This is a genomic window from Pseudomonas chlororaphis (assembly GCF_001921865.1).
Lineage (GTDB): Bacteria > Pseudomonadota > Gammaproteobacteria > Pseudomonadales > Pseudomonadaceae > Aquipseudomonas > Aquipseudomonas chlororaphis_D.
The window spans coordinates 169,052-194,994 of record NZ_MSCT01000006.1; the positions used below are offsets into that span (position 1 = coordinate 169,052).

Sequence of the window (25,943 nt, forward strand, 5' to 3'; positions counted from 1 at the left end):
AGCGCTCATGCACGCCCCGAGATCCAGTGTTTCGCGTACCCGGCAAGTAGTCGCCGCCGTGATCGGCAACGCCCTGGAGTGGTACGACTTCATCGTCTACGGCTTCCTGGCCAGTATCATCGCCCGGCAGTTTTTCCCGTCCGAAGACGAATACGCCTCGCTGTTGATGGCGCTTGCCACCTTCGGCGTGGGTTTCTTCATGCGTCCCGTGGGCGGTGTCCTGCTGGGCATCTATTCGGACCGCAAGGGGCGCAAGGCGGCGATGCAACTGATCATCCGGCTGATGACGGTGTCCATCGCCCTGATCGCCTTCGCCCCCAACTACGCGGCTATCGGCATGGGCGCGCCGCTGCTGATTGTCGTCGCGCGCATGCTGCAAGGCTTCGCCACCGGTGGCGAATACGCCAGCGCCACGGCGTTCCTGGTGGAAAGCGCGCCGGCGCACCGCAAGGGCCTGTACGGTTCCTGGCAACTGGTCGGGCAATGCCTGGCGGTGTTCTCCGGGGCGGCCATGGTCGCGCTGGTCACCCACCTGTTCTCACCCGAGGATCTCGACCTGTGGGGGTGGCGCCTGCCGTTCGTCCTCGGCTTGCTGATCGGCCCGGTGGGCCTGTGGATCCGCAAGTACATGGAGGAGCCGGAAGCCTTCGTCGAGGCCCGCAAGCAGGTCCGCGGCAATGGCCCGGGGCTGGTGCACGTATTGCGCGAGTACCGGCGTAGCATCCTGGTGTCCATGGGCCTGGCCTGCGGGGCGACCGTGTCGTTCTACGTGGTGCTGGTGAACATGCCGACCTTCGCCCACAAGAACCTGGGCTTGCCGCTGGACCAGGTGCTGCTGGTGCAAATGTTCGCGGTGGCGCTGATGACCCTGGTGATCCCGCTGTCCGGCGCTTTGTCGGACCGCCTGGGGCGCCGCCCGGTATTGCTGGCCTTTACCCTGGCGTTCTTCGTGATGGTCTACCCGCTGTACGTCTGGGTTGCGGCGGCGCCGTCTATCGAACGCCTGCTGGTGATGCAGGTGCTGCTGTGCAGCGCCATCGGTGGCTTTTTCGGCCCGGCGCCGACGGCCCTGGCCGAACAGTTCCCGGTGCAGGTGCGCTCCACCGGGGTGTCGGTGGCCTACAACGTGGCGGTGATGGTCTTCGGCGGTTTCGCTCCGCTGATCGTGACCTGGCTCAGCAAGGTGCTGGGTACCCCGGTGGCGCCGGCCTTCTATGTACTCTTTGCTTGCCTGTTGACGCTATTGGGCACTTATTGCCTGCATGAGGCACCCAAGGAGCAGAAACCGGACACATTGAATTTCGGGGTGAAGCCTTGATGGATAACGCAGTGCCAGACCTTGGGCCCATCGTTGAACTGGGCGCCGTCGAATTGTCCCGGGCGATCCATGCCCGCCAGTTTTCCTGCCGCGAAGTGATGTCGGCCTACCTCGACCGCATCGAGCAGTGCAACCCGCGGGTCAATGCCCTGGTGTCCCTGCGCGAGCGCAAGGTGCTGCTGGCCGAGGCCGACGAGCGCGACCGCCAGTTGGGGCGGGGCCAGTCCCTGGGCTGGATGCACGGCATGCCCCAGGCGATCAAGGACCTGGCGGCCACCGCCGGGCTGCGCACGACCCTGGGCTCGCCGCTGTTCGCCGAGCAGGTCCCGGCCCACGACGCCATCAGCGTGGCGCGGGTCCGGGCCAGCGGGGCGCTGATGATCGGCAAGAGCAACGTGCCGGAATTCGGCCTTGGCTCGCAGACCTACAACGAGGTGTTCGGCACCACCGGCAACGCCTACGACCCGCGCCTCAATGCCGGCGGCAGCAGCGGCGGGGCGGCGGTGGCCCTGGCGTTGCGCATGCTGCCGGTGGCCGATGGCAGCGACATGATGGGCTCGTTGCGCAACCCGGCGGCGTTCAACAATGTCTTCGGCCTGCGTCCGTCCCAGGGGCGGGTCCCCCATGGGCCGGCGCCGGAACTGTTCGTCCAGCAACTGGCTACCGAAGGCCCGATGGGCCGCAGCGTGGCGGATGTCGCGCGCCTGCTGGCGACCCAGGCCGGGTACGACCCACGGGTACCGCTGTCGTCCAGGGACGATCCGGCGATTTTCAATGAGCCCCTGCAACGGGACTTTCGCGGCGCGCGCCTGGGCTGGCTGGGCGACTACGGCGGTTATCTGGCCATGGACGACGGCGTGCTGGCGTTGTGCGAAAGCGCGCTGGCAGACTTTCGCCGGCTGGGCTGCGAGGTTGAGGCCTGTCAGCCGGCGTTTTCCATGGAGCAGCTGTGGCAATGCTGGCTGGCGCATCGGCATTGGCTGGTGCAGGGCAGCCTCGGGCCGTTGTATGCCGACCCGCAAAAGCGTGGCCTGCTCAAGCCCGAAGCGCAGTGGGAGGTCGAAGGCGGGTTGCGCCTGAGCGCGGCGGACATCTACCGCGCGTCGCAGGTCCGCAGCGATTGGTACCGGGCCCTGGAGCAGCTGTTCGAGCGTTACGATTTTCTGCTGTTGCCCAGTGCCCAGGTGTTCCCTTTCGATGCAGGCTTGCACTGGCCGCGGGTGGTCGGCGGGCGGGAAATGGACACCTACCATCGTTGGATGGAGGTGGTGATAGGCCCGACCCTGGCCGGCCTGCCGAGCCTCAGCGTACCGGTCGGTTTCAACCCGGCGGGGTTGCCCATGGGCCTGCAGATCATCGGCCCGGCCCAGGCCGACCGGGCGGTATTGCAGCTCGGCCATGCCCACGAACAGTTGACGCAGTGGGTCAGGCGCCGGCCGCCCGGTCATCCGCTGTAACCTTCGGCTTGGGAGGCGCGGGTCCATTGGGCCCGCATCTTGCTGCGTGAAACGCTCATCCATCCGCTTATCAGGGAGGTCGGCATATGGCCAGCAAGGTAGAAACCGGCAGTGTGCGTTCGGTCGAACGGGCGTTGGCGATCGTCGAACTGCTGGGCCAGCACCAGGCCCTGGGCCTGGAGGAGTTGCATTACCTGACGGCGCTGCCCAAGGCCACGGTGTCGCGCATGCTCCTGACGTTACAGGAGCAGGGCTGGATCTACCGCGGCTTGAGCGACCGGCGTTATCGGCTGTGCGCCCGTCGGTTGTTCGGCGATCAGCAGCAGCGCTTCAAGCGGCAGTTGGTGGAGCGTGCCGCGCCCTGGCTGCAAGCGTTGAGCGAGCGCACCGGGCTGGTGGTCGACCTGTCGTGTTTTGACGGTGAACGCCTGGAGGTGATGGAAAGTTCGATTCCCGCGGTGTTGCGCAAGCGCTATCCGCACAACTGCCAGATCGTCGGTCACTATTCAAGCCTGTTCCACTCGGCGATGGGCAAGGCCTGCCTGGCCGAGCTGGATCATGAGCAGGTGCAACGCCTCGCCGCCCGCGAACGAGTGCCCCAGGAAGACCAGTACCGTGCCTGCGAACAGTCTCAGCACCAGGGGTTCGGCCAGCGCACCGAGGGCTATTGGGAATATCCGGTACGCTTGCCGTTCCTGATCCGCGCCGTGGCGTTGCCGCTTCGCGACCAGGGCCGGCTGGTGGGCAGCATGGCTTTGCACTGGCCGATGGACCAGGCGCCGGTGGAGCGGGTGCTGAGCCTGCACTTGGCGAGTCTCGCCGCCACCGTCCACGACGTCGAGCGCAGTCTGGCGTGACCTGTAAAACATACAGACCATCGGTCTGTAGCCGCTGCCGAGCGACAGCGAGGCTGCGTACGGACGCGCAGCGGCCGCAACCCGAACGACACCGTGTTCCAGGCAAACCCCGCACGTAAACCGCAGGCTGCGTCGCAATGCCGCTCCATCTCGTACGCTGCCTCACGGCCTCGGCAGCGGCTACCAGGGGATCTTTTTCGTCTTCGTACACTCCGAGTATTCGCCGTTCAGGCCCGGTCGCTGTTTGCAAGCGCCCGCGGGCCGGTTAAGGTTCGGCTCAGATTTCTCGACCCCAAGAGTCTTCCATGTTCAAGCTGTCTTTCCCCAACGCCATGGCTGCGTTGCTGCTGGCCTGCGCGGCCCTGCCGGCCCAGGCCGACTGGTACCTGGACAACGAGTCCTCGCGCCTGTCGTTCGTCACCACCAAGAACGCCAATGTCGCCGAGGTCCAGCGCTTCCTGATCTTGCACGGCAAGGTCGATGCCAAGGGCATGGCCCGGCTGGAGGTCGAGCTGGATTCGATCAGCAGCGGCATTCCTTTGCGCGACGAGCGCATGCGCAAGGAGCTGTTCGAGATTGCCCAGCACCCGGATGCCCTGATCGAGGCACAGATCAATCTGCGGCCGATCAACGACCTGGCGCCTGGCGCGCAGATCGAGCTGCGCCTGCCGGTCAACGTCACCTTGCACGGCAAGCAGCACGAGTATAGCGCTGAACTCCTGGCCACGCGCCTGGACGATCGGCGCTTCCAGGTGGTGACCCTGGAACCGCTGGTACTCAACGCCGCCGATTTTGACCTGTTGCCGGGCCTGGAAACCCTGCGCAAGGCCGCCGGCCTGTCGGCGATCAGTCTCTCGGTGCCGGTGGGTGCGGTGCTGATCTTCACGGCGCGCTGACATGGCGGGCGCGGTCTTTCCCTGGCGTGAAGGCAATCGCTTCGAGTTGCTGATCGACGGCCCGAGCTTCTTTCCGCGGATGCTGGTGGCGATTGCCCGGGCCCGCGAGCAGGTCGAGCTGGAGCTGTACCTGGTGGAAGCCGGCGCATGCGCCGAAGCCATGGTCCAGGCGCTGGTTCAGGCCGCCGAGCGCGGGGTGCGGGTGCGTTGCCTGTTCGACGACTACGGCAGCCTGGCGTTTACCCTGGGCCTGCGCCAGCGGTTGACCGGCGCCGGGGTCGAGCTGCGTTTCTACAATCGCCTGAGCTGGCGCCGCGGGCTACGCAACCTGTATCGCGACCATCGCAAGCTGTTGCTGGTGGACCAGGAACTGGCGGTGGTCGGCGGCACCGGGGTCACTGACGAATTCTGGAACCCGCTGCAAGACAGCTGCGACTGGCATGAAGTCATGGTGGAGATCAGCGGCCCGCTGGTGCTCGACTGGCAGATGCTGTTCGACCGGCAGTGGATCGCCAACCGCCATCGCACCGCCTGGAAGCCCGCCTCGAACTTTGGCCTGCCGCGCTTGCCGCGGGTCCCGGCCCAGGGCGAGGGCATGGGCCGGGTGGCCTACGCCGATGCCCGGCAACACCGCGACATCCTGCAATCGCTGGTGCGGGCGCTGAACAGCGGGCAACGGCGAGTCTGGCTGGCGACCCCGTATTTCCTGCCGACCTGGAAGGTCCGTCGTTCCCTGCGTCGCGCGGCGGGGCGTGGGGTGGATGTGCGCCTGTTGCTGACTGGGCCGCGCACCGATCACCCCTCGGTGCGTTATGCCGGGCACCGTTATTACCCGCGCCTGTTGCGGGCTGGGGTGAAGATCTTCGAGTACCAGCCGCGCTTCCTGCATTTGAAGATGGTGCTGATCGACGACTGGGTGAGCATCGGCTCGTGCAATTTCGACCACTGGAACCTGCGCTTCAACCTGGAAGCCAACCTCGAGGCCCTCGACCTGCCGCTGACCGAGGCGGTGGCCGCGAGCTTCCTCGCCGACTTCGCCCAGAGCCAGCAGGTCAGCCTCGAGGCCTGGAAGAACCGCCCGCTGTGGCGCCGGGTCAAGCAACGGATCTGGGGTTGGGTCGACCGGCTGGTGGTGAACCTGCTGGATCGCCGGGGCTGAACCGGCGCTATCGCGAGCAAGCTCGCTCCTACAGGGAATTGCGCCGATGCTGTAGGAGCGAGCCTGGGGGGAGGGGTTACAGCAGCTCGAAGCTCTGTTGCTTGACGTCCCGGGAGTCCAGGCCGATCTCGACCTTGAACTCGCCCGGTTCGGCGGCGTACTTGAGCTGGGCGTTGTAGAACTTCAGGTCGTCTTCGCTGATGCTGAAGTGGATCACCTTCTGTTCGCCGGCCTTGAGCTGCACTTTCTGGAAGTCCTTGAGTTCCTTGATCGGGCGGATCATGGAGCCGGCGACGTCCTGGATATACAACTGCACCACGGTTTCGCCGTCGCGCTTGCCGGTGTTTTTCAGCGTCACGCTGGCGTCGAGCTTGCCGCTCTTGTTCAGGGTGGTCGACGACAGGGCCATGTCCGACAGGCTGAACGTGGTGTAGCTCAGGCCATAACCGAACGGAAACAGCGGGCCCGTGGTGTCGTCGAAATACTGCGAGGTGTAGTTGCCCGGCTTGCCCGGAGTGAACGGTCGGCCAATGGTCAGGTGGTTGTAATAGGTCGGGATCTGCCCCACCGAACGCGGGAAGGTGATCGGCAGCTTGCCCGACGGGTTGTAGTCGCCGAACAGCACGTCGGCGATGGCGTTGCCGCCTTCGGTGCCGCTGAACCAGGTTTCCAGGATCGCGTCGGCCTGTTCGTTCTCCTCGAGCAGCGACAGCGGCCGGCCGTTCATCAGCACCAGCACCAGCGGCTTGCCGGTGGCCTTGAGGGCCTTGATCAGCTCGCGCTGGCTGGCCGGGATGTGCAGGTCGGTACGGCTCGAGGATTCGTGGGACATGCCCCGCGACTCGCCCACCGCCGCGACCACCACGTCGGCCTGCTGCGCGGCCTTGACCGCTTCATCGATCAACTGCTGGGCCGAACGCGGGTCGTCCACCACTTCCGGGGCATCGAAGTTGAGGAAGTTCAGGTAGTCGACCACCTTCTTGTCGGCGGTGATGTTCGAGCCGCGGGCGTAGATCAGTTGCGCCTTGTCGCCCAGGGCGCGGCTCATGCCGTCGTACAGGGTGACCGATTGGGCCGGCACGCCGGCGGCGGCCCAGCTGCCCATCATGTCGATCGGCGCCTTGGCCAGCGGGCCGACCAGGGCGATCTTGCCGGCCTTTTGCAGCGGCAGGGTGTCGTTGGCGTTCTTCAGCAGCACCAGGCTGCGGCGCGCCACATCGCGGGCGTCGTCGCGGTGCAGGCGGCTTTCGGCGTTGGTGTCGGCCGGGTCCTGCTCGGCCTTGCCGATACGCAGGTACGGGTCGGCGAACAGGCCCATGTCGTACTTGGCGGCCAGCACTTCGCGCACGGCGTTGTCGAGGTCGCGCTGGCTGACGTCGCCGGACTTGATCAGCCCTGGCAGCTCCTTGGCGTACAGCGAGTCGTTCATGCTCATGTCGATGCCGGCCTTGATCGCCAGCTTGGCGGCTTCGCGGCCGTCCTTGGCGACGCCGTGGCGCATCAGCTCGACGATGGCGCCGTGGTCGCTCACCGCCAGGCCCTTGAAGCCCCACTCCTTGCGCAGCAGGTCGTTCATCAGCCAGGTGTTGGAGGTGGCCGGCACGCCGTTGATCGAGTTCAGCGCCACCATCACCCCGCCGGCACCGGCGTCGATCGCCGCGCGGTAGGGCGGCAGGTAGTCCTGGTACATCTTCACCGGGCTCATGTCGACGATGTTGTAGTCGCGACCGCCTTCCACCGCGCCGTACAGGGCGAAGTGCTTGACGCTGGCCATGATGCTGTCGGCGTTCTTCGCACTGTCGCCCTGGTAGGCCTTGACCATCACCTTGGCGATGCGCGAGACCAGGTAGGTGTCTTCGCCGAAACCTTCGGAAGTACGGCCCCAGCGCGGGTCGCGGGAGATGTCGACCATCGGCGCGAAGGTGATGTCCAGGCTGTCGGCGCTGGCTTCCCGGGCGGCGATGCGCCCGGAGCGGCCGATGGCGTCCATGTCCCAGCTCGACGCCAGGGCTAGGGGGATCGGGAAAATCGTGCGGTGGCCGTGGATCACGTCATAGGCGAAGAACATCGGGATCTTCAGCCGGCTGCGCATGGCCGCGTCCTGCATCGGCCGGTTTTCCGGGCGAGTGATGGAGTTGAAGGTGCCGCCGATGCGGCCGGCGGCGATTTCCTTGCGGATCAGCTCGCGGGGCATTTCCGGGCCGATGCTGATCAGGCGCAACTGGCCGATCTTCTCATCGAGGGTCATCTGCTTGAGCAGGTTGTCGATAAAGGCGTCCTTGTTCAGCAGGACCGCCGCGGAAAAGGGTTTTTCTTGGGCCGACGCCGGTGCGGTGGCGGCCAGGGCAGGGTGACTGGCCAGGCTGACCAGCAGGCCCAGCAAACACAGCTTCTTCATGAATATTGTTCTCTAGGGCCTGAAACGGACGCGATACAGGCGCGTCGGGGGGCCGAAAATTAGGGAGCGGCTAATAACGGAACGACTATTGTTGTTCGGATAAATGCAGCACACTTCTGAACTCTTTTTCGTGCTGGGCATCTTTTAGCCGATTGGCTCGATGCAATCCAGTCGCAACGGCAGATTATGCCCGATGCATCCGGCTTGCAGGGTCACAGGTTCAATTCCATAGATTGCAAGGAGCGTCACCACTATGAACGTACGACAAAGCCTGCGCTCGAGCTGGCCCGTGATGGCCCTGTTGCTGCTCAGCAGCCTGCTGAGCGGCTGCGGGATCAACAACATCCCGACCCTCGACGAACAGGCCAAGGCGGCCTGGGGCCAGGTACAGAACCAGTACCAGCGACGCGCCGACCTGATCCCCAACCTGGTGGAAACGGTCAAGGGCTATGCCAAGCACGAACAGGACACCCTGACCGCGGTGATCGAGGCGCGGGCCAAGGCCACCTCGATCCAGGTCGACGCCAATACCCTGGACAACCCGGAAAAACTCAAGCAGTTCCAGCAGGCCCAGGACCAGTTGAGCGGCGCCTTGAGCCGCCTGATGGTGGTCTCCGAGCGTTATCCGGACCTCAAGGCCAACCAGAACTTCCTGGCCTTGCAGTCGCAGCTCGAAGGCACCGAGAACCGCATCGCCGTGGCCCGCCGCGATTTCATCCTCGCGGTGCAGAAGTACAACACCGAGATCCGCACCTTCCCTGGCCGCCTGTGGCACAGCGTGATGTACAGCAACCTGCCGGTGCGCGAGACCTTCGAGGCCACCAGCCCCGACGCCGACAAGGCGCCGCAAGTGAAGTTCTGATCAGCAGCGGGCGCCCGCGGATCGCGCAAGCGGCCACGGGGCTTGGCCCGGCGTTACCACGGATGAGGTTCCAATGCGCGTGTTGAGAGTTGGCCTGGTGCTGTTGCTCTGGGTGTTTGCGGTAACGGCCCAGGCCGAGCTGAAGTTCCCGGCGTTGAGCGGGCGGGTGGTGGACAACGCCCAGATGATCGAGCCGGCGGTGCGCCAGCAACTGACCCAGGAACTGGCCTCCCACGAGCAGGCCAGCGGCGAGCAGGTGGTGGTCGTGACCGTGCCGGACCTGCAAGGCACCAGCATCGAGGATTTCGGTTATCAGCTGGGGCGTTACTGGGGCATCGGCCAGAAAGACAAGAACAACGGCGCCTTGCTGATCGTCGCCCGCGACGATCGCAAATTGCGCATCGAAGTCGGCTACGGCCTGGAAGACCGCCTGACCGACGCGCAAAGTTCGGTGATCATCAACCAGGTCATCACCCCGGCCTTCAAGACCGGCAATTTCAGCAAGGGCATCAGCGACGGCGTATCGGCCATGCTGCTGGTGCTGGGCGGCAACCCGCTGGACGAGCCGAGCGCCGCCTACGATGGTGGCGAGCAGCGTGGCGGCGATTTCTTCGAGCGCCACCCCGGGGTCCTGATATTCCTGGTGCTGCTGTTTTTCGTGACGATCTTCGTCTGCCAGTTGCTTGGCATCCTGCCCAGCGGGGGCGGTGGGCGCGGCGGTTCTGGCGGCGGGGGCTTCGGCGGAGGCGGCTTTGGCGGCGGGGGCTTCAGCGGTGGCGGTGGTAGCTTTGGCGGCGGCGGATCGTCAGGCGGCTGGTGATTAAAAATAATGAATGAGTATGGGACGACATGGCACTACTGAGTGAGTACGAACAACGACAGGTCGCCGAGGCGATCGCCCGGGTCGAGCAGCAGACCGATGCCGAGCTGGTCACCGTGCTGGCCGCCCGCGCCGACGACTACGCCTACATTCCGCTGCTCTGGGCCAGCCTGCTGGCGCTGATCGTGCCGGGCGTGGTGCATTACGCCACCGGCTGGTTGAGCATGCACCTGTTGCTGCTGGTGCAATGGGCGACCTTTATCGTGCTCTGCCTGGTGTTTCGCATTCCGCGGATCACCACCCGCCTGATCCCGCGCTCGGTCCGCCATTGGCGCGCCTCGAACCTGGCCCGCCGGCAGTTCCTCGAACAGAACCTGCATCACACCGTCGGCGGCACCGGCATGCTGATCTTCGTCTGCGAAGCCGAGCGCTATGTGGAGATCCTGGTGGACGAGGGCATTTCCAAGCGCCTCGACGACAAGAGCTGGGACGCCATCGTCCAGGCCTTCACCCAGCAGGTGAAGCAGGGGCAGACCCTGCAAGGCTTCGTCACTTGTATCGAGGCCTGCGGCGAACTGCTCAAGGTGCATGTGCCGGTAACCCACGTGCGCAACGAATTGCCCAACCGCCTGGTGGTCCTGGGCTGAGCGGCCCCGCGCACCTGTAGCCGCTGGCGAAGGCTGCGCAAGGTCCGCAGGACCTCCTGCGATCTTGCGGACGCCACGGCCGTGCCGGCCGATCGCAGCCTTCGGCAGCGGCTACAAGAGCAAACCCGCGGAATCTGTGTCAGCGGCTAAATAACGCTGTGCCCCCGCCGGCCATCCCCCTAAAATACCCGCCATTCCCCGATTCACCCCCGCATCGCCCGAGGCGCCTTTTTCATGTCTGCAACCGCAACCCCCACCAGCCTCGCGCCGGACCATCACGCCCAGTTTCTCGCGCTGCTGGAAACCAGCCTGGCGCAGAACGCCTTTATCAAGCTGGTGCTGGCCAAGCATGTTGGCGCCGAGGCGGACCTGCAGCGGATCATCATCAAGCAAGTGACGGTCAAGGAGCAGCCGTGCCTGTCCTTCGTCTACCGCTACAAGACCCGCGACATCACTAAGAACTTCCCGCTCGATGAAGGCGTGGCGCTGATCGCCGGGCTGCTGCCGGCGTCGTTCAAGAACGCGCACCTGCTGTCGCTCACCGACGAGGTGCAGCTCGAATACAGCAAGAAGGGCAAAAGCTCGCTGTTCAAGGGTAAGGCCCAGCAGCAGCGTGAGGTGCCGTCCGCCGAGCACAACCGCGAGAAGAACCGCTACCTGGAGCTGAGCCGGCCGTTCCTCACCGACCTGGGGGTGACCAACAAGCAGCATGAGCTGATCCCGGCGATGTCGCGCAAGTGGAAGCAGATCAACAAGTTCATCGAGGTCTTCAGCCATGCGCTGGGTGCCTCGCCGATCGATCTGCAACAGCCGGTGCGCGTGGCTGACTTCGGTTCCGGCAAGGGCTACCTGACCTTCGCCATCCACGACTACCTGTGCAACACCTTGCAGGCGCAAGGGCAGGTGACCGGCGTCGAGCTGCGCGAAGACATGGTGACCCTGTGCAACGCCGCGGCGGTGCGCCTCGACCATCAGGGCCTCGAATTCAAGTGCGGCGACGTGCGCAGCGTGGCGCCCAGCGAGCTGGACGTGATGATCGCCCTGCATGCCTGCGACATTGCCACCGACTACGCGATCCACACTGGCATCCGCTCCGGCGCGGCGATCATCATGTGCTCGCCGTGCTGCCACAAGCAGATCCGCCCGCAGATGCAGAGCCCGGCACTGCTCAAGCCGATGCTGCAATACGGACTGCACCTGGGCCAGCAGGCGGAGATGGTCACCGACAGCCTGCGCGCGCTGTTCCTCGAAGCCTGCGGCTACGAGACCAAGGTCTTCGAATTCATCTCCCTGGAACACACCAACAAGAACAAGATGATCCTCGCGGTCAAACGCGCCGAGGCCCAGGACCCGACCCAGCTATTGGCGAAGATCGGCGAACTCAAGGCGTTCTACCACATCAGCGAGCACTGCCTGGAAACCCTGCTCAAGGCCGACGGCTACCTGGCCTGAGCCCTGCACCGACCCTTGCGATCGGCCCTGACGCGCCCCTGTAGCCGCTGCCGCAGGCTGCGAACGACGGCGCAGCCGGCGCAAAGGCGGCATTCTCGATCTTGCCGATGCACCGCAGCGCCTGGCTTTGCGGCCCCTGTGGTGCCGATCGCAGCCTGCGGCAGCGGCTACACCCGTACCGGCGCTGCCGGACGCACCGCGGTCTTGCGCCCGAGCATCACGGTCAGGATCACCCCGGCGGCAAACACCCAGGTGACCGGTTCCACCTGCTCGCCGAAGAACAGCGCCGAGAAGGCGATGGTGAAGAAGATTTGCAGCAGCTGGATCTGGATGACCCTGGCGATGCCGCCCATGGCCAGCCCGGCGTACCAGGCGAAGAAGCCGATGAACTGCGAGAACAAAGCCACATAGCCGAAAGCCCACCAGGTCTTCGCCGAAACCGCGCCCTGGTGCTGCGCCGCGAGGTACCACACTGGGCCGATCAACAACGGCGTCGACAGCACCAGCGCCCAGCAGATTACCTGCCAGCCACCCATCTCTCGGGCCAGACGACCGCCTTCGGCATAGCCCAGGCCGCCGACCGCGATCGCCCCGAGCATCAGCAGATCGCCGGCCTGGATACTGCCGGCGCCGCTGATCAGCGCATACCCCAGCACCAGCGCGCTGCCCAGCGCGGCACAGGCCCAGAAAGCTTTCGACGGCCGCTCATGGGACAGCCAGGCGGCGTAGAGCGCCACGCACAAAGGTTGCAGGCCATTGACCAGCGCGCCGTGGGAGGCCGGCAAGGTCTGCATGGCCCAGGCCGACAGCACCGGAAAGCCAAGGATCACCCCGGCGATCACCAGACTCAGGCCCTTGACCTGTTGCCAGGTCGGCCACTTTTCGCGCCGCCAGAGCAACAGCGCCGCCGCCGGAATCGCCGCGAACAGCGCCCGGCCGAGGCCGTTGAGCAGCGGATGCAGTTCTTGGACGACGATGCGGGTGAAGGGCAGGGTCAGGCTGAAAATAACCACGCCGAGCAGGCCCAGGGCCATGCCGGTATTTTCACGGGAAGACATGATGGCGACCGTTTTCTTATAGGAAGGGCAGGGGCATTCATCTAGCCATAAACCCACGGCAGCGCCCTGTTACAGCTGTACGCAGAGTTGTCCGTACAGTTGTCGGCACATTTTTTTGTAGGAGCGAAGCTTGCTCGCGATGAACGAAAACGCGTGGGCCAGTCAGTCCGCGGCGCCTGGATCGCGGGCAAGCCTCGCTCCTACAGAAGCACTGGAGGCGTAGTACCGGGTTATTACCCGGCACCGCCGATAAGGACTACCTTGAACACTCCCGTTTTCCCTTGAAGAGGAGTCATCTCCATGGCCGCGAAAAAAATCCTCATGCTGGTCGGCGATTACGTCGAGGACTACGAAGTGATGGTGCCGTTCCAGGCGCTGCTGATGGTCGGCCACACCGTGCATGCAGTGTGCCCGGACAAAACCGCCGGGCAGACCGTGCGCACCGCGATCCACGACTTCGAGGGCGACCAGACCTACAGCGAAAAACCGGGCCATCTGTTCGCCCTGAACTTCGACTTCGCCAAGGCCGAGGCCGCCGACTACGACGCGCTGCTGATCCCCGGCGGGCGTGCCCCGGAATACCTGCGGCTGAACGAAAAAGTCCTGCAACTGGTGCAGGCCTTCGATAAGGCCGGCAAGCCGATCGCCGCCGTCTGCCACGGCGCGCAACTGCTGGCCGCCGCCGGTATTCTCGAAGGCCGCGAGTGCAGCGCCTATCCGGCCTGTGCCCCGGAAGTGCGCCTGGCCGGCGGTACTTACATCGAAATCCCGGTGACGGACAGCCACGTTCAAGGCAATCTGGCGACGGCTCCGGCCTGGCCGGCGCACCCGAGCTGGCTGGCCGGTTTCCTTGGCCTGTTGGGCACCCGGATCACCCTGTAACGGAGGAACGCCCGCCATGTGCGAGCTCTACGTCAAAGCCGACCCGATCCTCTACGAGTCCCGCTCGCGCTCGCTGCGTATCTGTGGGGTGGTGACCACCTTGCGCCTGGAAAACCAGTTCTGGGACATCCTCAGCGAAATCGCCGAGGTCGACGGCATGACCACCAACCAACTGATCGCCAAGCTCTACGAAGAAGTGATGGACTACCGCGGCGAAGTGGTGAATTTCGCGTCCTTCCTGCGGGTCAGTTGCACCCGCTACCTGAGCCAGCGCCGCAGCACCGCGCCGGAACTCAGCGTGGTGCGCAGCGCCATCAAGACCTGAGCCAATCCCTGTAGCCGCTGCCGAGCGATAGCGAGGCTGCGCCCGCCTGCGCAGCAGGCGCCAAACCAGACGACGCTACACATCAGGCATACCGCGCCGCCAGGTTTTGCGGGGCTGCACCCCGTTCGCAGCCTCGCAGGCTCGGCAGCGGCTACATGAGAGGGAGGCGGCGGATTTCTGGTGGCTGTGCCGGCCCTATCGCGAGCAAGCTCGCTCCTACAGGGGGGGCGGTGTGCTTTCTGTAGGAGCGAGCTTGCTCGCGATGGCGATCGTTCAGGCAACGCCGGTTCAGAAGAACCGGGTCACGCTGATCTTGGCGTTACGCCCCAGGCTCGAGGCGTTTTCGCCGCTCAGCGGCGGGCGGTAATCGCGGTTGAACATGTTGTCCAGGGTGAAGTTGACCTCGGTGCCCTTGAGGTACGGCTGCTGCGGTTTCCAGTTGGCGAACAGGCCTTGCACGTTGTAGCGGTCGTTCTCGTACTGGTCCCAGGAGGAGTCGCCCAGGGCGCTGGCCGGGCCGTTCGGGTAGTCGTCGCTGGGCACGCGGTCGGTCTGGCGTACCCACTGGCCCTGCCAGCCCACTTGCGCGTCCCATTGCGGGATTTTCACCCCCAGGGTGGCGACCCATTTGCGCGGCGGAATGTCCCGTGCCCAGACGTTCGGCCCCCATGGGTTGGTGTAGGCGCCTTCATGCTTGCCGGTGACCCAGGAGTAGGACAGCGAGCCGAACAGGTAGGTCGAGTCGTAGAAGCTCTCGACCTCGAAGCCCTTGATGGTCAGGTCGCCGATGTTGCGGTAGACCCCGATGGTCGGCTGGTTGCAGACCTGGTTGATGCTCTTGCCGGTGCTCAGCTGCTCGGGGCAGCCGATCCCCAGGTTTTTCATGATTTCGTCTTTGATTTCGTTGCGGAACACCGTGGTGCGGATCTGCACGGCGTCGGCGTCGGTAAAGACGTTGGCGAAGCTGGTGATATTGCCGGCGCGCAGGGCGGTGATGCGTTCCGGGTCGAGGTCGCGGCTGGTGGACGAGCGAGTGGTGCCGGGAGCCTGGACTTCGTATTGCTCGTCGATCACCGGCGCGCGCCAGGTCTTGCTGTAGTCGGCGAACAGGGCGACCTGCGGGGTGACCGTCCAGAACGCCGACAGCCGCGGCGACCAGCCGGTGTAGGTTTTGTCGCCGTAATCGTGGCCGACCACCGGGTCCGGGCTGTTGTAGACCGAGGCGTCGTTTTTCTGCCCGCGGTTGCGCACATGGTCGTAGCGCAGGGACGGGGTCAGGGTGAAGTTGCCCAGGGTGATCGCGTCCTGGATGTAGAAGGCGTTGTTGTCGACCTTGCCGTGGGGCATGAAGCCCGGCTGGTAATGGCCGTAGTTGTACTTGGCCACTTCATAGGTCTTGCCTGGCATCCACATGTCCACTTCGCGGGTGTGCTTGCGGATCTGGATACCGTTGGTCAGCGCATGTTCCAGCGGCCCGGTGCTGAAGCGGCTGGTGTTTTTCAGCGAGAGAATCTTGTCTTCGTAGCCCACGGTGATCTTGCGACCGCCGGAAGCCGGCTGGATGTAGGAGTTCGGTCCGCGCTCGTCGGTCTGGTCGGTCTTGGAGTCGGAGAACTGGGCCTCGAAGTCGATCCACGGATTGTCCAGCGGGGTGTACTGGTACTTGCCCAGCCAAGTGGTGTCGACGGTGTTGCGCTGGGCCAGGAAGCGCCGGGTGGCGCCGTCGTAGCCGTACTTGTCGATATCGCTCTGGGTCGGCGGCGTCGGGTAGCTCTTGGCCGAGAAGGGCGCCCAGATATCGCTGTTGGAGCGCATGTAGCTGAAGCCCAGGCGATGTTCGTCGGTCAGTTGCATGTTCAGTTTGAACAGCTCGCCGTCCAGGTCCTGGGCGGTATTGGGCAGGCGCTTGGGGTTGATCGGGTAGGCGTTGCGCGGGTCCGGCTGGGCGCTGGCCAGCTTCATGTCGTCGCCGTCGCGCTTGGTCCAGTAGGCCAGGGCGTCGAAGCGCCGGTCCTCGGTGCGGCCGTAGACCGCGCCGGTGTAGGCCTGTTCGTGGCTGTTGCTGCTGTAGCCGTACTTGAGCATGGCGCCGGTGTCGCGGCCTTCTTGCAGCAGGTCCGGGGCGTCCTTGGTTTCCATGTGCACGGTGCCGCCGAAACCGCCGTTGCCGGTCTCGGGCGAGTGCGGGCCTTTTTCCACCTCGATGCGCTTGATCAGCTCCGGCTCGATGAAGATCGACCCCTGCTGGTAGCGCTCGAAGCCGCTCTTGGTCGCGCCGTCGACGCTCATCGGCACGTCTTCGGCGTCGCCCAGGCCCCAGATGTTGATGGTCTGGCCGCCGGGCTTGAGCGAGCCGCCGAGGGTCACGCCGGGCAGGGTGGCGATCAGGCTGGGAATGTTGGTGGCCTGGTGGCGGTCGATCTCGGCCTGGTTCAGGGTCGAGCGGCCGACGGTGGCGGAGTCCACTTCCAGGCCGCTGCCGATCACGCTCATGGCGCCCAGTTGCAGGGCCGAACTGCGGGTGCTGCTGTTTTCCGCGGGGCGCACCACATAGGTCTTGTCGACCTTGACCAGGCTGAACTCGCTGCCGGCCAGCAGTTGCTGGATCGCCGCCTCGGCGCTGAAATCGCCCCTGAGCGCCGGCGCCTTCACGTTGCGCAGCAGTTCTTCGTCGAACAGCAACTGGATCTTCGCCTGCTGCGCCACCTGGCTCAGCGAAGCCGCCAGCGGTTGGGCGGGCAGGGCGAAGGTGATCGACTCGGCCTGGGCCTGCAGGCTGAATGCCAGGCAGGCGGCGAGCAGGGTCGGCCGCGAACAGATGAACTGCAAGTGATAAGGCGCGCGAAACATGAAATCCCCCGGGGTGGCGAAAAAGGCCAGAAAAGGTGTGCGTAAACAACGCAGACCGGAGGAAGACGCGTCAGTAAAATAAAACCTCATATGCGAATGCAAAATATTCGCATATGAGTTCAGCGCCGCGCTTCGATCCGCACGCGGCCGTCGGCCAGGGCCACGGTTTTCACCGGAATCAGCGCCGGCAGGGCCTTGATCAGGGCGTCCGGGTCCTGCACGTCGAGGTTGCCCGAGACCTTGAAGGTGCCCAGCGCGCCGTCGGCCAGCAGCACCGGCTGGCGACGGTAGAGGTTCAGCTCGTCCACCAGGCTGGCCAGTTCGCGGTTGCGAAAGGCCAGGTGGCCGCTGCGCCAGTCGGCGACCTCGTCGACGTTCACCGCCTGCTCGCGCAGGGTGCCGCTGGCGTAGTCGTAGATGCCGCGCTGGCGGGCGCCGAGCAGCAGCGAATCGGTTTTCCGCGCGTCGGGGGTGAAGGCCACCTGGCCATGGGCAACGCTGACCACCAGCTGTTTCTGGCCGCGCCGCACGTCGAAGCCGGTGCCGACCACCCGCACGCTGGCGTTGCCAGAGTGCACCCACAGCGGTCGTTCCTTGTCGGCGGCCACTTCCAGGTACAGCTGGCCCTGCTCCAGGTAGAGGTTGCGCTGGTGGGCACTGAAGTCGATGTGCAGGCGGGTGTTGGCATTGACGTACAGGGTGCTGCCGTCGGGCAGGCTGAAGCTGCGCACGCCCTGGTCCTGGGCGGCGATCTGTTGCCAGTGCAGCGCCGGCGGAGCGCCCAGCTCGATGGCCAGCAGCGCGCAGACCAGCGCGGCGGCGGCCGCCAGCGCCGGGCGCCAGCGGGATTTCTTGCGCAGCGGCAGCGGCGTTGGCCGGTTCAGTTGTTCAAGCCCGGCCAGTTCCGCCCACAGTTGTTCGAACCCGGCGTAAGCGTGGGCGTGGGCGGGTTCGCTCGACCAGGCCTCGAAGGCCTCGCGCGTGGCCTGGCTGCGGTCGTCGCGGTTGCGGGTGAACCAGCGCGCCGCCTGGGCGTCGATGCTGTCGTCGGGCTGGTCGGTGTCGCTAAGGCGGGTCATTGGGTGTGCTCCTTGCCGTGTTCCCGTTCCAGGCGCTGCTTGCAGTGCAGCAGGGCAAAGGCGATGTGTTTTTCCACCATGCTCAGGGATATGCCCATGCGTTCGGCTATCTGCGCCTGGCTCAGGCCTTCGAAGCGGTGCAGCATAAGGGCTTCGCGGCGGCGCGGCGAGAGTTCGGCGAGCGCGGCCTTCAATTGTTCCAGGCGTTGCAGGCGCTGGGCGGCCGGCAGGGGCTCGTGGTATTCGTCGGCCAGCGGTTCGGATTCTGCTGCATGGGGTTCGTGATGCACCTTGTGCCTGACCTTCTGCCGGCGCCAGTGATCGCGCAGCAGGTTGCGCGCCATCTGGAACAGGAAGGCGCGGGGTTGTTCGACCTTGGCCCGGTCGCGGTAATCGAGCCATTGGGTGAAGACGTCCTGGGTCATGTCCGCCGCATCGCTGGCGTTGTCCGTGCGTTTACGCAGGTAATGCAGGATGTCCGCATAGAACCCGCGAACGGGGTCCGCCGAGGTGGGGTCGGGCTTGAAGCGAGACATGAAAATCCTTCGCGAGGGCTGCCGGGCAGAAAAGCCGTGAATGATATCGAGAATTATTACTATTTGTCTGCATGAGTTTTCGCCCCCTGAACCGGTGGCGGTTTTGCCTGTCTGATGGTTCGTGCCTCAGCAACACACCCCCCAAACGCTGGTAAAACAGCACAGACAGGCTTTAATCCGAAGTGCATTCGCATGTTCGGATACTCAGGAGCGACACCATGGCTGGATGGTATGAATTGAGCAAAAGCACTGACGGACAATTCCGTTTTGTCCTCAAGGCCGGCAACGCCGAAACCATTTTGACGAGTGAGCTGTACAGCAGCCGCAGCGCCGCCGAAAACGGCATCGCTTCGGTACAGGCCAACAGCCCCACCGATGCCCGTTACGCCAAGGAAGTCGCCAAGGACGGTAAGCCTTACTTCAACCTCAAGGCGGCGAACCATCAGATCATCGGCAGCAGCCAGCGCTATTCGTCCGAAGCGGCGCGCGATGCCGGGATTGCAAGCGTCAAGACCAACGGTCCAACCACCACCATCAAGGACAAGACCGTTTAAGTTGCTGCGCTGAAATACAAAAGCCCGACAGGACAACCTGTCGGGCTTTTTGTTGGGCGCGATATTTGTGGGAGCCAGGCTTGCCGGCGATTGGGGCGCCGCGGTGTGTCAGGCCGGGCGCGATCGCGAGCAAGCTGGCTCCGGCAGGGGTTAGCGGAGCGCGTTCAAGATGGCTTGCAACTGGTTGCGTCCGACTTCGCCCAGCGGGAACACCGGCCGGCGTGGGTCGCCGACTTGCAGGCCGGTCATGTTCAGCCCGGCCTTGATGGTGGTCGGCAAGCCGCCCTTGAGGATGAAGTCGAGCAGCGGCAGCTGGCGATAGAACAGCTCGCGCGCGCGGTCCAGGTCGTTGTCCAGGACTGCCTGGTAGAGGTCCAGGTTGAGCCGCGGGATCAGGTTCGCCGCGGCGGTGCACCAGCCCTTGGCGCCGGCGGCGAAAGCCTCTAGGGCCAGCGGGTTGCAGCCGTTGTAGAACGGTACCCGGCCTTCGCCCAGCAGTTGCAGCTTATGCATGCGCTGGATGTCGCCGGTGCTCTCCTTGACCATGGTCACGTTTTCCACGGCGTTGAAGATCCGCAGGATCAGTTCCACCGACATGTCGGTGCCGCTGGTGGCCGGGTTGTTGTAGAGCATGATCGGCACGCCGACGCTGTCGCCGATGGCCTGGTAGTGGGCGAGGATCTCGGCTTCGCTGAGTTTCCAGTAGGAGGCCGGCAGCACCATCACCACATCGGCGCCCTTGGCTTCGGCAAAGCGCGCGCGGCGCACGGCCTTGGCGGTGGTCAGGTCGGAGACGCTGACGATGGTCGGCACGCGCTTGGCCACCCGCTGGATGCTGAACTCGCTGACCTGGTCCCACTCGGCGTCGCTCAGGTAAGCGCCTTCGCCGGTGCTGCCCAGGGGCGCGATGGCGTGTACGCCGCTGTCGATCAGGCGATCGATGGAACGGCCGAGGGTGTCCAGGTCCAGTTGCTCGCCGTTGGCGGTGAACGGGGTGATGGTGTAGCCGATGATGCCGTGGATAGTTGTGTTCGACATGGGGTCGCTCCTTTGACGAATAGGGGTCAGTTCAGGCAATCGGCGTGTTGCTTGAGGTTCTGCCGAGCGTAGTAGTTGAAGGCGGCGCTGTGACGCTTGGGCTTGGAGATCCAGTCGTGGGCGTCGCGGCCGAGCTCCGGCAGGATCGGCTTGATGGTGCCCGCGGCCATGGCCAGCAATTGCAGCTTGGCGGCGCGCTCGATCAGTTGGGCGATCACGCAGGCTTCCTCGATGCTGGCGCCGGTGGACAGCTGGCCGTGGTGCGACAGCAGGATGGCGCGCTTGTCGCCCAGGGCGTCGGAGATGATTTCGCCTTCTTCGTTGCCCACCGGCACGCCCGGCCAGGCCTCGAGGAAGGCGCAGTCTTCATACAACGGGCACAGGTCCATATGGGAGATTTCCAGCGGCACTTCGATCATCGACAGCGCGGCGACATGGGTCGGGTGCGTGTGGATGATGCAGTTGACGTCCGGACGGGCGCGGTACACCCAGCTGTGGAAACGGTTGGCCGGGTTCGGCATGCCGTGGCCTTCGAGCACTTCCAGGTCTTCGTTGACCAGCAGCAGGTTGCCGGCGGTGATCTCGTCGAAACCCAGGCCCAGTTGCTGGGTGTAGTAGGTGCCCGGCTGCGGGCCGCGGGCGGTGATCTGCCCGGCGAGGCCGGAGTCGTGGCCGTTTTCGAACAGGATGCGGCACGTCAGGGCCAGCTTTTGCCGGTCGGTCCACGTATTATCCGCCAGAGTATTTTGCATCTGGGTCAGGGCTTGCTTGATCAGCTGGTCTTTGGGTAATGCTAATGTCTTGGCCATGTCGGTTGTCCTTTGGTCGTTTCAATGGACGTCGGATTTGCCAGCTCCCGCTGCTCGCAAGGTCGTTGGGTGAAAGCAAATGACACTAAAGAGGCTATATGACACATTGTGTCATTGGCAAGAACAAATCGTCGCCTCCTTGATGGATTAACCGTTCTAAATGTCTATCCGTTTGAAATTATTGAGAAAAAAACTTGGCGTAACGCTCGAGGCGTTGGCCGAGAAATCCGGCATGACCAAGAGCTACCTGTCGAAAGTCGAGCGTGGCTTGAACACGCCGTCGATCGCTGCGGCGTTGAAGCTGGCCAAGGCCCTGAATGTGAAAGTCGAGGAGCTGTTCGCCGAAGACAACGTCGGCCTCGACAGCTACAGCCTGGTGCGCAGCGACGAACGCCAGTCGCTGGCAGCCAACGACCAGGCGCCGGGGTATGCGGTGCTGGCGCACCAGGTCAGCGAGCGCAGCCTGCTGCCGTTCATCATCTACCCGCCGCGGGAGTTCACCGACAAGAGCTTCAAGGAGCACTTGGGCGAAGAGTTCCTGTTTGTCCACGAAGGGCAGGTGGAAGTGGATTTCATGAACGAGCGGGTGATCCTCAACCGCGGCGACGCGCTGCACTTCAACGCGCAAAAACCGCACCGCCTGCGCTCGGTGGGCGAGGTGCAGGCGCAGTTGCTGGTGGTGGTGCACAGCAGCGAGGAGTGAGCCGATCCTGTAGCCGCTGCCGCAGGCTGCGCAAGGTCCGCAGGACCTTCCGCGTGCTTGAGAGCGGTGCGCAGCCTGCGGCAGCGGCTATAGGTGCCTGCGAGACCTGTAGGAGCGAAGCTTGCTCGCGATGGCGTCCGTCCAGATAGACCGCGGCGCCTGGATCGCGGGCAAGCCTCGCTCCTACAGGCTGTGCGGGGTTCAGCGTTCGACCGGTACTGACAGCGCTGGCGCGCCCAGCGCATGGGTCTTGGCATCGAAGAACCGCAGCGTCACCTCCAGCCCCTCGAACAGCTGGGCGTAGTGGCGCTTCTGGTGCTGGATGAACGCCTTGCTGCGCGGGTAGATCGAGATCGCCAGGGTCTTGGGCGCGGCCTGGCGCAGGGCCTCCACCAGGTGGCTGTCCTGCGGGCCCAGGGCGTGGCCGAAGAGACACAGCGCATCGCCGTGGCTCAGCAACTGCTGGTAACAGAACGACAGGTAGTCGCTGCCGCGGATGGTCCTGAGCTTGTCCGCCACCGGGCCTTCGTTGACGAACAGCGGCACGTCGTCGAGGGTTTTCAGGGTGTTGTTGATGGCGAAGTTGCCCAGCAGGGTGCCTTCGGTGGAGCCCAGCTTGCGCGCGGTGCCGTCCTGGTTGCGCACCAGGTGCAGGCCGCCGTGCAGGTACAGCACGCGGGTCTGGTCGCTGGCGCCGCGGCCGATGTCGAAGCTCGGGTCGCTGCCCTGGAACAGGTCGTCCAGGCCCTGGGCGTCGTGCTGGATCGCCCAGTAATTGAGCAGGTCGTAGTTGCTGGTGAACACCGTGCGGTAGCGGCGCAGTTCCTGGTTGATCTGCGCCAGCGTCGCCGGCTGCACCAGGCGCCACGGAATGTGCACCGCGTGCACGGTATTGATCAGCGCTTCCTTGATCGCGTAGTAGCGGTTGCGCGGCGCCGCGGAGCTCACGGCCAGGGCCTTGTTGACCCGGCTGGTGGTCTTCAGCGCGCCCAGCACCTGCTCGAAACTGCGGGTTTGCAGGGCCTCGAACACACTCAGTTCGGAGGGGCTCAGGGGCTTTTCCTCGACTGTGCGGGCGTTCTCGAACAGCGAGTCGTAGGCGAAGTCTTCCCACACCGCGCGGCTGGCGCCGTTGCCGATCAGCAGGCCGGCGATCGGCGTGCCGGCGCGCAAGGCGTTCCAGTCTTCAAGGTCGGTATCAAATTCCTGGAAATCCATCATCGCGGTTCGTCGTCTCAAGGCAAAAGGTGTACAGGGCGCCGACTTTATCACGACCGACCCTTGAGCCAGGTCAACAACGCCTGCGACCTATGGGTCGATCCTGTGCTTATTTGCCGGTCGGTATGGCCGATTCGGCACCCGCCTGGAGGACGCGCCATGAGCAGCACTTTTTTCATTCCCGCCGTGAACATCATGGGCATCGACTGCCTCGACGAAGCCATGGCCGCGATTCGCAACTATGGCTTTCGCAAGGCGCTGATCGTCACTGATGCTGGCCTGGCCAAGGCCGGGGTGGCGAACATGATTGCCGAGAAGCTGGCGATGCAGGATATCGATTCGGCGATTTTCGACGGCGCCAAGCCCAACCCGAGCATCGACAACGTCGAGAAGGGCCTGGCGCATTTGCAGCACAGCCAATGCGATTTCGTGATCTCCCTGGGCGGCGGCTCGCCCCACGACTGCGCCAAGGGCATTGCCCTGTGCGCCACCAACGGCGGGCATATCGGCGATTACGAAGGCGTCGACCGCTCGGCCAAGCCGCAGCTGCCGCTGATCGCCATCAACACCACCGCCGGCACCGCCAGCGAAATGACCCGCTTCTGCATCATCACCGACGAAACCCGCCACGTGAAAATGGCCATCGTCGACCGTAACGTCACGCCGCTGCTGTCGGTCAACGATCCGGCGCTGATGGTCGCCATGCCCAAGGGCCTGACCGCCGCCACCGGCATGGACGCGCTGACCCACGCGATCGAGGCTTACGTGTCCACCGCGGCCAACCCGATCACCGATGCCTGCGCGTTGAAAGCCGTGACCATGATCAGCCAGAACCTGCGCCAGGCGGTGCACGACGGCAGCGATCTGCTCGCCCGGGAAAACATGGCGTACGCCCAGTTCCTCGCCGGCATGGCGTTCAACAATGCGTCGCTGGGGTTCGTGCATGCCATGGCGCACCAGCTCGGCGGTTTCTACGACTTGCCCCACGGCGTATGCAACGCCGTGCTGCTGCCCCATGTGCAGAGTTTCAACGCCATGGTTTGCGCCGAGCGCCTGACCGATGTGGCCCACGCCATGGGCGCGGACATTCGCGGCTTCAGCCCGGAAGAGGGCGCGCAGGCGGCCATCAGTGCCATCCGCGGGCTGGCCCGGGATGTCGAGATCCCCAGCGGCCTGCGCGACCTGGGCGCCAAGCTGACGGACATTCCGGTGCTGGCCGCCAATGCCCTGAAAGACGCCTGCGGCCTGACCAACCCGCGCACTGCCGACCAGCGCCAGATCGAGGAAATCTTCCGCAACGCTTTCTGACCCATCCCCATTCCCTGTAGGAGCGAGCTTGCTCACGATGTTCGTCAAGACAACGTGGAACATCGCCTTGACCGCTGGCGCGATCGATCGCTCCTACAGGGCACATAAATCGCGCTTGCCAGAAAAGTGCGCTGGATGGTTAACTGAGTAACTACTCATTTATCGCCAGGCTTTCCGTCCCCCATGGCCCGTCCCAAAAGCGCAGACAAACGTAATGCCCTCCTCAGTGCCGCCGTCGAGGTGTTCGCCGAGCAGGGCCTGGCTTCGCCCGCGTTGAAGATCGCCAAGGCCGCGGGAGTCGCCGAAGGGACGCTGTTCAACTACTTCGCCACCAAGGACGAGCTGCTCAACGAGCTTTACCTGGACCTCAAGAGCGAATTGCGCGATGTGATGATGCCCGGCTACCCACGCAACGAGACGCTGAAAAAACGCCTGCGTCATGTCTGGCAGGCTTACGTCGAGTGGGGCGTGGCCGAGCCGCAGAAACGCAAGGTCATGACCTTGCTCAACCTGAGCGGGCAGGTGACCGAACAGAGCAAGCTGGCGGGCATGCAGGACTTTGTCGAGGTCAATGCGCTGATGCAGGAGAGCATGGCCCTGGGGCTGCTGCGCCAGCAGCCGCCGGCTTTTCTCTCGGCGATCATGGGCGCGCTGGCGGAAACCGCCATGGACTTCATCAGTCGCGAACCCGGGCAGGCCGATCAATACGCCGAGGCGGGGTTCGAGGCGCTGTGGAATGCGATTGCCAGGGAATGAACGACGGAAGTCGTTTTTCTTGCGTGAAAAATGAGTGAGTACTCGCTCATTTAAATTGACCTTAACCTGAAGCAGGAGTGAGTCATGTCCAAAGTCTGGTTGATTACGGGAAGCGCCAGTGGCCTGGGGCGCAATATTGCCGAGGCCGTGCTGGCGGCCGGGGATCGTTTGGTGGCGACGGCGCGACAGCCGCGGCAGCTGGACGATCTGGTCCGCCGTTATGGCGATCGGGTGCGCGCGGTGGCGCTGGATGTCACCGATTCGGCCGCGGCCAAGGCGGCGGTGCAGGTGGCCATCGGCGTTTTCGGCCGCCTCGACGTGCTGGTCAACAATGCCGGTTACGGTCAGTTGAGTGCCTTCGAGCAGACCAGCGAGGAGGCGTTTCGCGCCGAGGTGGAAACCAACCTCTTCGGCGTGGTCAACCTCAGCCGCGCGGCGCTGCCGTTCATGCGCGCCCAGCGCAGCGGGCACATCCTGCAGATCTCGTCGGTGGGCGGACGTGTCGGCATACCGGGCTTGAGCGCCTATCAGTCGGCAAAGTGGGCGGTGGGCGGCTTTACCGAAGTCCTGGCCCAGGAAGTGGCGTCGTTGGGGATCAAGGTCTGCGCCCTGGAGCCAGGTGGCATGCGTACCAACTGGGGCGTACGGGCTCGGCAGAAGGCGGTGCCGGTCCTCGAGGAATACCAGGCCAGTGTCGGTTCGGTGAACCAGATGCTCAGCCAATACGTCGGTCACGAGGCCGGCGACCCGGACAAGGTCGCGCAGATCGTCCTCAAGCTGGCCTATCACCCAAAACCGCCGGTCCACCTGCTGATTGGCAGCGACGCCTTGCAGTACGCGGGCGCGGCGGAGAGCGATCGTGCCGCAGCCGCTGAACGCTGGCGCGAAGTCAGCGCGGCGAGTGACTTTGCCGCCACCGGGCCGCTGCCGGCCTTTCCCGTTCAATAATCCATAAGGAACA

24 protein-coding genes are annotated in these 25,943 nt (G+C 64.6%); 16 read left to right on the plus strand and 8 right to left on the minus strand.

The annotated features are described in order from the left end of the window. The first annotated feature begins 7 nt into the window (after positions 1–7). The 5 genes from BTN82_RS06230 to BTN82_RS06250 all read left to right on the plus strand — a co-directional run bounded on the left by BTN82_RS06230 (position 8) and on the right by BTN82_RS06250 (position 5,687). Complete coding sequence (locus tag BTN82_RS06230; protein ID WP_075118287.1) at positions 8–1,318, plus strand: citrate-proton symporter; 1,311 nt, start codon at positions 8–10, stop codon at positions 1,316–1,318. Further along, positions 1,318–2,775 (plus strand): amidase, encoded by a 1,458-nt coding sequence (locus BTN82_RS06235; RefSeq protein WP_075118288.1) that lies wholly within the window; start codon positions 1,318–1,320, stop codon positions 2,773–2,775. The genes BTN82_RS06230 and BTN82_RS06235 overlap by 1 nt, the downstream gene beginning before the upstream one ends. 86 nt (positions 2,776–2,861) lie before the next feature. After that, positions 2,862–3,632: an IclR family transcriptional regulator gene (locus BTN82_RS06240; RefSeq protein ID WP_075118289.1), complete on the plus strand. Its 771-nt coding sequence runs from the start codon at positions 2,862–2,864 to the stop codon at positions 3,630–3,632. Positions 3,633–3,937: 305 nt separating this feature from the next. Further along, positions 3,938–4,528, plus strand: a complete 591-nt coding sequence (locus tag BTN82_RS06245; RefSeq protein WP_075118290.1) for a YceI family protein — start codon at positions 3,938–3,940, stop codon at positions 4,526–4,528. Between the two features lies 1 nt (position 4,529). Then, the gene (locus BTN82_RS06250) at positions 4,530–5,687 is read left to right on the plus strand and encodes a phospholipase D-like domain-containing protein (RefSeq protein ID WP_075118291.1); all 1,158 of its coding nucleotides are present in this window, start codon (positions 4,530–4,532) and stop codon (positions 5,685–5,687) included. 76 nt (positions 5,688–5,763) lie between these two features. On the opposite strand, the gene bglX is transcribed toward BTN82_RS06250, so the two are convergent. Continuing rightward, positions 5,764–8,085, minus strand: a complete 2,322-nt coding sequence (gene bglX / locus BTN82_RS06255) for a beta-glucosidase BglX (protein ID WP_075118292.1) — start codon at positions 8,083–8,085, stop codon at positions 5,764–5,766. A gap of 253 nt (positions 8,086–8,338) precedes the next feature. Here bglX and BTN82_RS06260 point away from each other — a divergent pair, with 253 nt between their 5' ends. The 4 genes from BTN82_RS06260 (at position 8,339) to BTN82_RS06275 (ending at position 11,866) form a co-directional block, all read left to right on the plus strand. Then, complete coding sequence (locus tag BTN82_RS06260; protein ID WP_075118293.1) at positions 8,339–8,947, plus strand: LemA family protein; 609 nt, start codon at positions 8,339–8,341, stop codon at positions 8,945–8,947. 73 nt (positions 8,948–9,020) lie between these two features. Next, a complete protein-coding gene (locus BTN82_RS06265; protein ID WP_075118294.1) occupies positions 9,021–9,767 on the plus strand; it encodes a TPM domain-containing protein in 747 nt (248 codons plus the stop codon). A 29-nt stretch (positions 9,768–9,796) separates the two neighbouring features. Further along, on the plus strand, positions 9,797–10,414 hold the full coding sequence (locus tag BTN82_RS06270) for a TPM domain-containing protein (protein ID WP_075118295.1): 618 nt from the start codon (positions 9,797–9,799) through the stop codon (positions 10,412–10,414). A gap of 234 nt (positions 10,415–10,648) precedes the next feature. Then, positions 10,649–11,866 carry a class I SAM-dependent methyltransferase gene (locus tag BTN82_RS06275; RefSeq protein ID WP_075118296.1) on the plus strand — a complete coding sequence of 406 codons (1,218 nt, stop codon included), beginning with the start codon at positions 10,649–10,651 and terminating at the stop codon, positions 11,864–11,866. 167 nt (positions 11,867–12,033) lie between these two features. Here the strand turns inward: BTN82_RS06275 and BTN82_RS06280 are convergent, their stop codons facing one another. Continuing rightward, positions 12,034–12,924: a DMT family transporter gene (locus BTN82_RS06280; RefSeq protein WP_075118297.1), complete on the minus strand. Its 891-nt coding sequence runs from the start codon at positions 12,922–12,924 to the stop codon at positions 12,034–12,036. Positions 12,925–13,224: 300 nt separating this feature from the next. Between BTN82_RS06280 and BTN82_RS06285 the strand changes: the two genes are divergently transcribed. Together BTN82_RS06285 and BTN82_RS06290 are read left to right on the plus strand one after the other, a co-directional pair. Then, positions 13,225–13,806 (plus strand): DJ-1/PfpI family protein, encoded by a 582-nt coding sequence (locus BTN82_RS06285; protein WP_075118298.1) that lies wholly within the window; start codon positions 13,225–13,227, stop codon positions 13,804–13,806. A 16-nt stretch (positions 13,807–13,822) separates the two neighbouring features. After that, a complete protein-coding gene (locus BTN82_RS06290) occupies positions 13,823–14,131 on the plus strand; it encodes a ribbon-helix-helix domain-containing protein (protein WP_075118299.1) in 309 nt (102 codons plus the stop codon). Between the two features lie 288 nt (positions 14,132–14,419). On the opposite strand, the gene BTN82_RS06295 is transcribed toward BTN82_RS06290, so the two are convergent. From BTN82_RS06295 to BTN82_RS06305, 3 genes are all read right to left on the minus strand, one after another. Beyond that, complete coding sequence (locus tag BTN82_RS06295) at positions 14,420–16,981, minus strand: TonB-dependent receptor (RefSeq protein ID WP_075118300.1); 2,562 nt, start codon at positions 16,979–16,981, stop codon at positions 14,420–14,422. A gap of 119 nt (positions 16,982–17,100) precedes the next feature. Continuing rightward, a complete protein-coding gene (locus BTN82_RS06300; protein ID WP_075118301.1) occupies positions 17,101–18,060 on the minus strand; it encodes a FecR family protein in 960 nt (319 codons plus the stop codon). Next, positions 18,057–18,596, minus strand: coding sequence for an RNA polymerase sigma factor (locus tag BTN82_RS06305; RefSeq protein WP_075118302.1), 540 nt, complete (start codon positions 18,594–18,596; stop codon positions 18,057–18,059). Before BTN82_RS06305 ends, BTN82_RS06300 begins: the two co-directional genes overlap by 4 nt. A 218-nt stretch (positions 18,597–18,814) precedes the next feature. Between BTN82_RS06305 and BTN82_RS06310 the strand changes: the two genes are divergently transcribed. After that, positions 18,815–19,150, plus strand: coding sequence for a YegP family protein (locus tag BTN82_RS06310; protein ID WP_075118303.1), 336 nt, complete (start codon positions 18,815–18,817; stop codon positions 19,148–19,150). Positions 19,151–19,300: 150 nt separating this feature from the next. Here the strand turns inward: BTN82_RS06310 and BTN82_RS06315 are convergent, their stop codons facing one another. Both BTN82_RS06315 and BTN82_RS06320 read right to left on the minus strand, forming a co-directional pair. Continuing rightward, the gene (locus BTN82_RS06315; RefSeq protein WP_075118304.1) at positions 19,301–20,188 is read right to left on the minus strand and encodes a dihydrodipicolinate synthase family protein; all 888 of its coding nucleotides are present in this window, start codon (positions 20,186–20,188) and stop codon (positions 19,301–19,303) included. Positions 20,189–20,214: 26 nt separating this feature from the next. Continuing rightward, complete coding sequence (locus BTN82_RS06320) at positions 20,215–20,997, minus strand: aldolase (RefSeq protein WP_075118305.1); 783 nt, start codon at positions 20,995–20,997, stop codon at positions 20,215–20,217. A gap of 160 nt (positions 20,998–21,157) precedes the next feature. On the opposite strand from BTN82_RS06320, the gene BTN82_RS06325 reads away from it, so the two are divergent. After that, a complete protein-coding gene (locus tag BTN82_RS06325; RefSeq protein ID WP_075118306.1) occupies positions 21,158–21,700 on the plus strand; it encodes a helix-turn-helix domain-containing protein in 543 nt (180 codons plus the stop codon). A gap of 201 nt (positions 21,701–21,901) precedes the next feature. Here the strand turns inward: BTN82_RS06325 and BTN82_RS06330 are convergent, their stop codons facing one another. Continuing rightward, positions 21,902–22,921 (minus strand): DUF4917 family protein, encoded by a 1,020-nt coding sequence (locus BTN82_RS06330; RefSeq protein ID WP_075118307.1) that lies wholly within the window; start codon positions 22,919–22,921, stop codon positions 21,902–21,904. Between the two features lie 156 nt (positions 22,922–23,077). Here BTN82_RS06330 and yiaY point away from each other — a divergent pair, with 156 nt between their 5' ends. The 3 genes from yiaY (at position 23,078) to BTN82_RS06345 (ending at position 25,930) form a co-directional block, all read left to right on the plus strand. Further along, a complete protein-coding gene (yiaY, locus tag BTN82_RS06335) occupies positions 23,078–24,226 on the plus strand; it encodes an L-threonine dehydrogenase (protein WP_075118308.1) in 1,149 nt (382 codons plus the stop codon). A gap of 183 nt (positions 24,227–24,409) precedes the next feature. Beyond that, entirely contained in the window at positions 24,410–24,982 is a 573-nt protein-coding gene (locus BTN82_RS06340) for a TetR/AcrR family transcriptional regulator (RefSeq protein WP_075118309.1), read from the plus strand. 84 nt (positions 24,983–25,066) lie between these two features. Continuing rightward, entirely contained in the window at positions 25,067–25,930 is an 864-nt protein-coding gene (locus tag BTN82_RS06345) for an oxidoreductase (protein WP_075118310.1), read from the plus strand. The last annotated feature ends 13 nt before the right edge of the window (positions 25,931–25,943 follow it).

What these genes read in the sequence shown, in the direction of transcription:
- BTN82_RS06230 (WP_075118287.1), top strand. Translation starts at nt 8, where the DNA reads ATGCACGCCCCGAGATCCAGTGTTTCGCGTACCCGGCAAGTAGTCGCC.
- BTN82_RS06235 (WP_075118288.1), top strand. Translation starts at nt 1,318, where the DNA reads ATGGATAACGCAGTGCCAGACCTTGGGCCCATCGTTGAACTGGGCGCC.
- BTN82_RS06240 (WP_075118289.1), top strand. Translation starts at nt 2,862, where the DNA reads ATGGCCAGCAAGGTAGAAACCGGCAGTGTGCGTTCGGTCGAACGGGCG.
- BTN82_RS06245 (WP_075118290.1), top strand. Translation starts at nt 3,938, where the DNA reads ATGTTCAAGCTGTCTTTCCCCAACGCCATGGCTGCGTTGCTGCTGGCC.
- BTN82_RS06250 (WP_075118291.1), top strand. Translation starts at nt 4,530, where the DNA reads ATGGCGGGCGCGGTCTTTCCCTGGCGTGAAGGCAATCGCTTCGAGTTG.
- bglX (WP_075118292.1), bottom strand. Translation starts at nt 8,085, where the DNA reads ATGAAGAAGCTGTGTTTGCTGGGCCTGCTGGTCAGCCTGGCCAGTCAC.
- BTN82_RS06260 (WP_075118293.1), top strand. Translation starts at nt 8,339, where the DNA reads ATGAACGTACGACAAAGCCTGCGCTCGAGCTGGCCCGTGATGGCCCTG.
- BTN82_RS06265 (WP_075118294.1), top strand. Translation starts at nt 9,021, where the DNA reads ATGCGCGTGTTGAGAGTTGGCCTGGTGCTGTTGCTCTGGGTGTTTGCG.
- BTN82_RS06270 (WP_075118295.1), top strand. Translation starts at nt 9,797, where the DNA reads ATGGCACTACTGAGTGAGTACGAACAACGACAGGTCGCCGAGGCGATC.
- BTN82_RS06275 (WP_075118296.1), top strand. Translation starts at nt 10,649, where the DNA reads ATGTCTGCAACCGCAACCCCCACCAGCCTCGCGCCGGACCATCACGCC.
- BTN82_RS06280 (WP_075118297.1), bottom strand. Translation starts at nt 12,924, where the DNA reads ATGTCTTCCCGTGAAAATACCGGCATGGCCCTGGGCCTGCTCGGCGTG.
- BTN82_RS06285 (WP_075118298.1), top strand. Translation starts at nt 13,225, where the DNA reads ATGGCCGCGAAAAAAATCCTCATGCTGGTCGGCGATTACGTCGAGGAC.
- BTN82_RS06290 (WP_075118299.1), top strand. Translation starts at nt 13,823, where the DNA reads ATGTGCGAGCTCTACGTCAAAGCCGACCCGATCCTCTACGAGTCCCGC.
- BTN82_RS06295 (WP_075118300.1), bottom strand. Translation starts at nt 16,981, where the DNA reads ATGTTTCGCGCGCCTTATCACTTGCAGTTCATCTGTTCGCGGCCGACC.
- BTN82_RS06300 (WP_075118301.1), bottom strand. Translation starts at nt 18,060, where the DNA reads ATGACCCGCCTTAGCGACACCGACCAGCCCGACGACAGCATCGACGCC.
- BTN82_RS06305 (WP_075118302.1), bottom strand. Translation starts at nt 18,596, where the DNA reads ATGTCTCGCTTCAAGCCCGACCCCACCTCGGCGGACCCCGTTCGCGGG.
- BTN82_RS06310 (WP_075118303.1), top strand. Translation starts at nt 18,815, where the DNA reads ATGGCTGGATGGTATGAATTGAGCAAAAGCACTGACGGACAATTCCGT.
- BTN82_RS06315 (WP_075118304.1), bottom strand. Translation starts at nt 20,188, where the DNA reads ATGTCGAACACAACTATCCACGGCATCATCGGCTACACCATCACCCCG.
- BTN82_RS06320 (WP_075118305.1), bottom strand. Translation starts at nt 20,997, where the DNA reads ATGGCCAAGACATTAGCATTACCCAAAGACCAGCTGATCAAGCAAGCC.
- BTN82_RS06325 (WP_075118306.1), top strand. Translation starts at nt 21,158, where the DNA reads ATGTCTATCCGTTTGAAATTATTGAGAAAAAAACTTGGCGTAACGCTC.
- BTN82_RS06330 (WP_075118307.1), bottom strand. Translation starts at nt 22,921, where the DNA reads ATGATGGATTTCCAGGAATTTGATACCGACCTTGAAGACTGGAACGCC.
- yiaY (WP_075118308.1), top strand. Translation starts at nt 23,078, where the DNA reads ATGAGCAGCACTTTTTTCATTCCCGCCGTGAACATCATGGGCATCGAC.
- BTN82_RS06340 (WP_075118309.1), top strand. Translation starts at nt 24,410, where the DNA reads ATGGCCCGTCCCAAAAGCGCAGACAAACGTAATGCCCTCCTCAGTGCC.
- BTN82_RS06345 (WP_075118310.1), top strand. Translation starts at nt 25,067, where the DNA reads ATGTCCAAAGTCTGGTTGATTACGGGAAGCGCCAGTGGCCTGGGGCGC.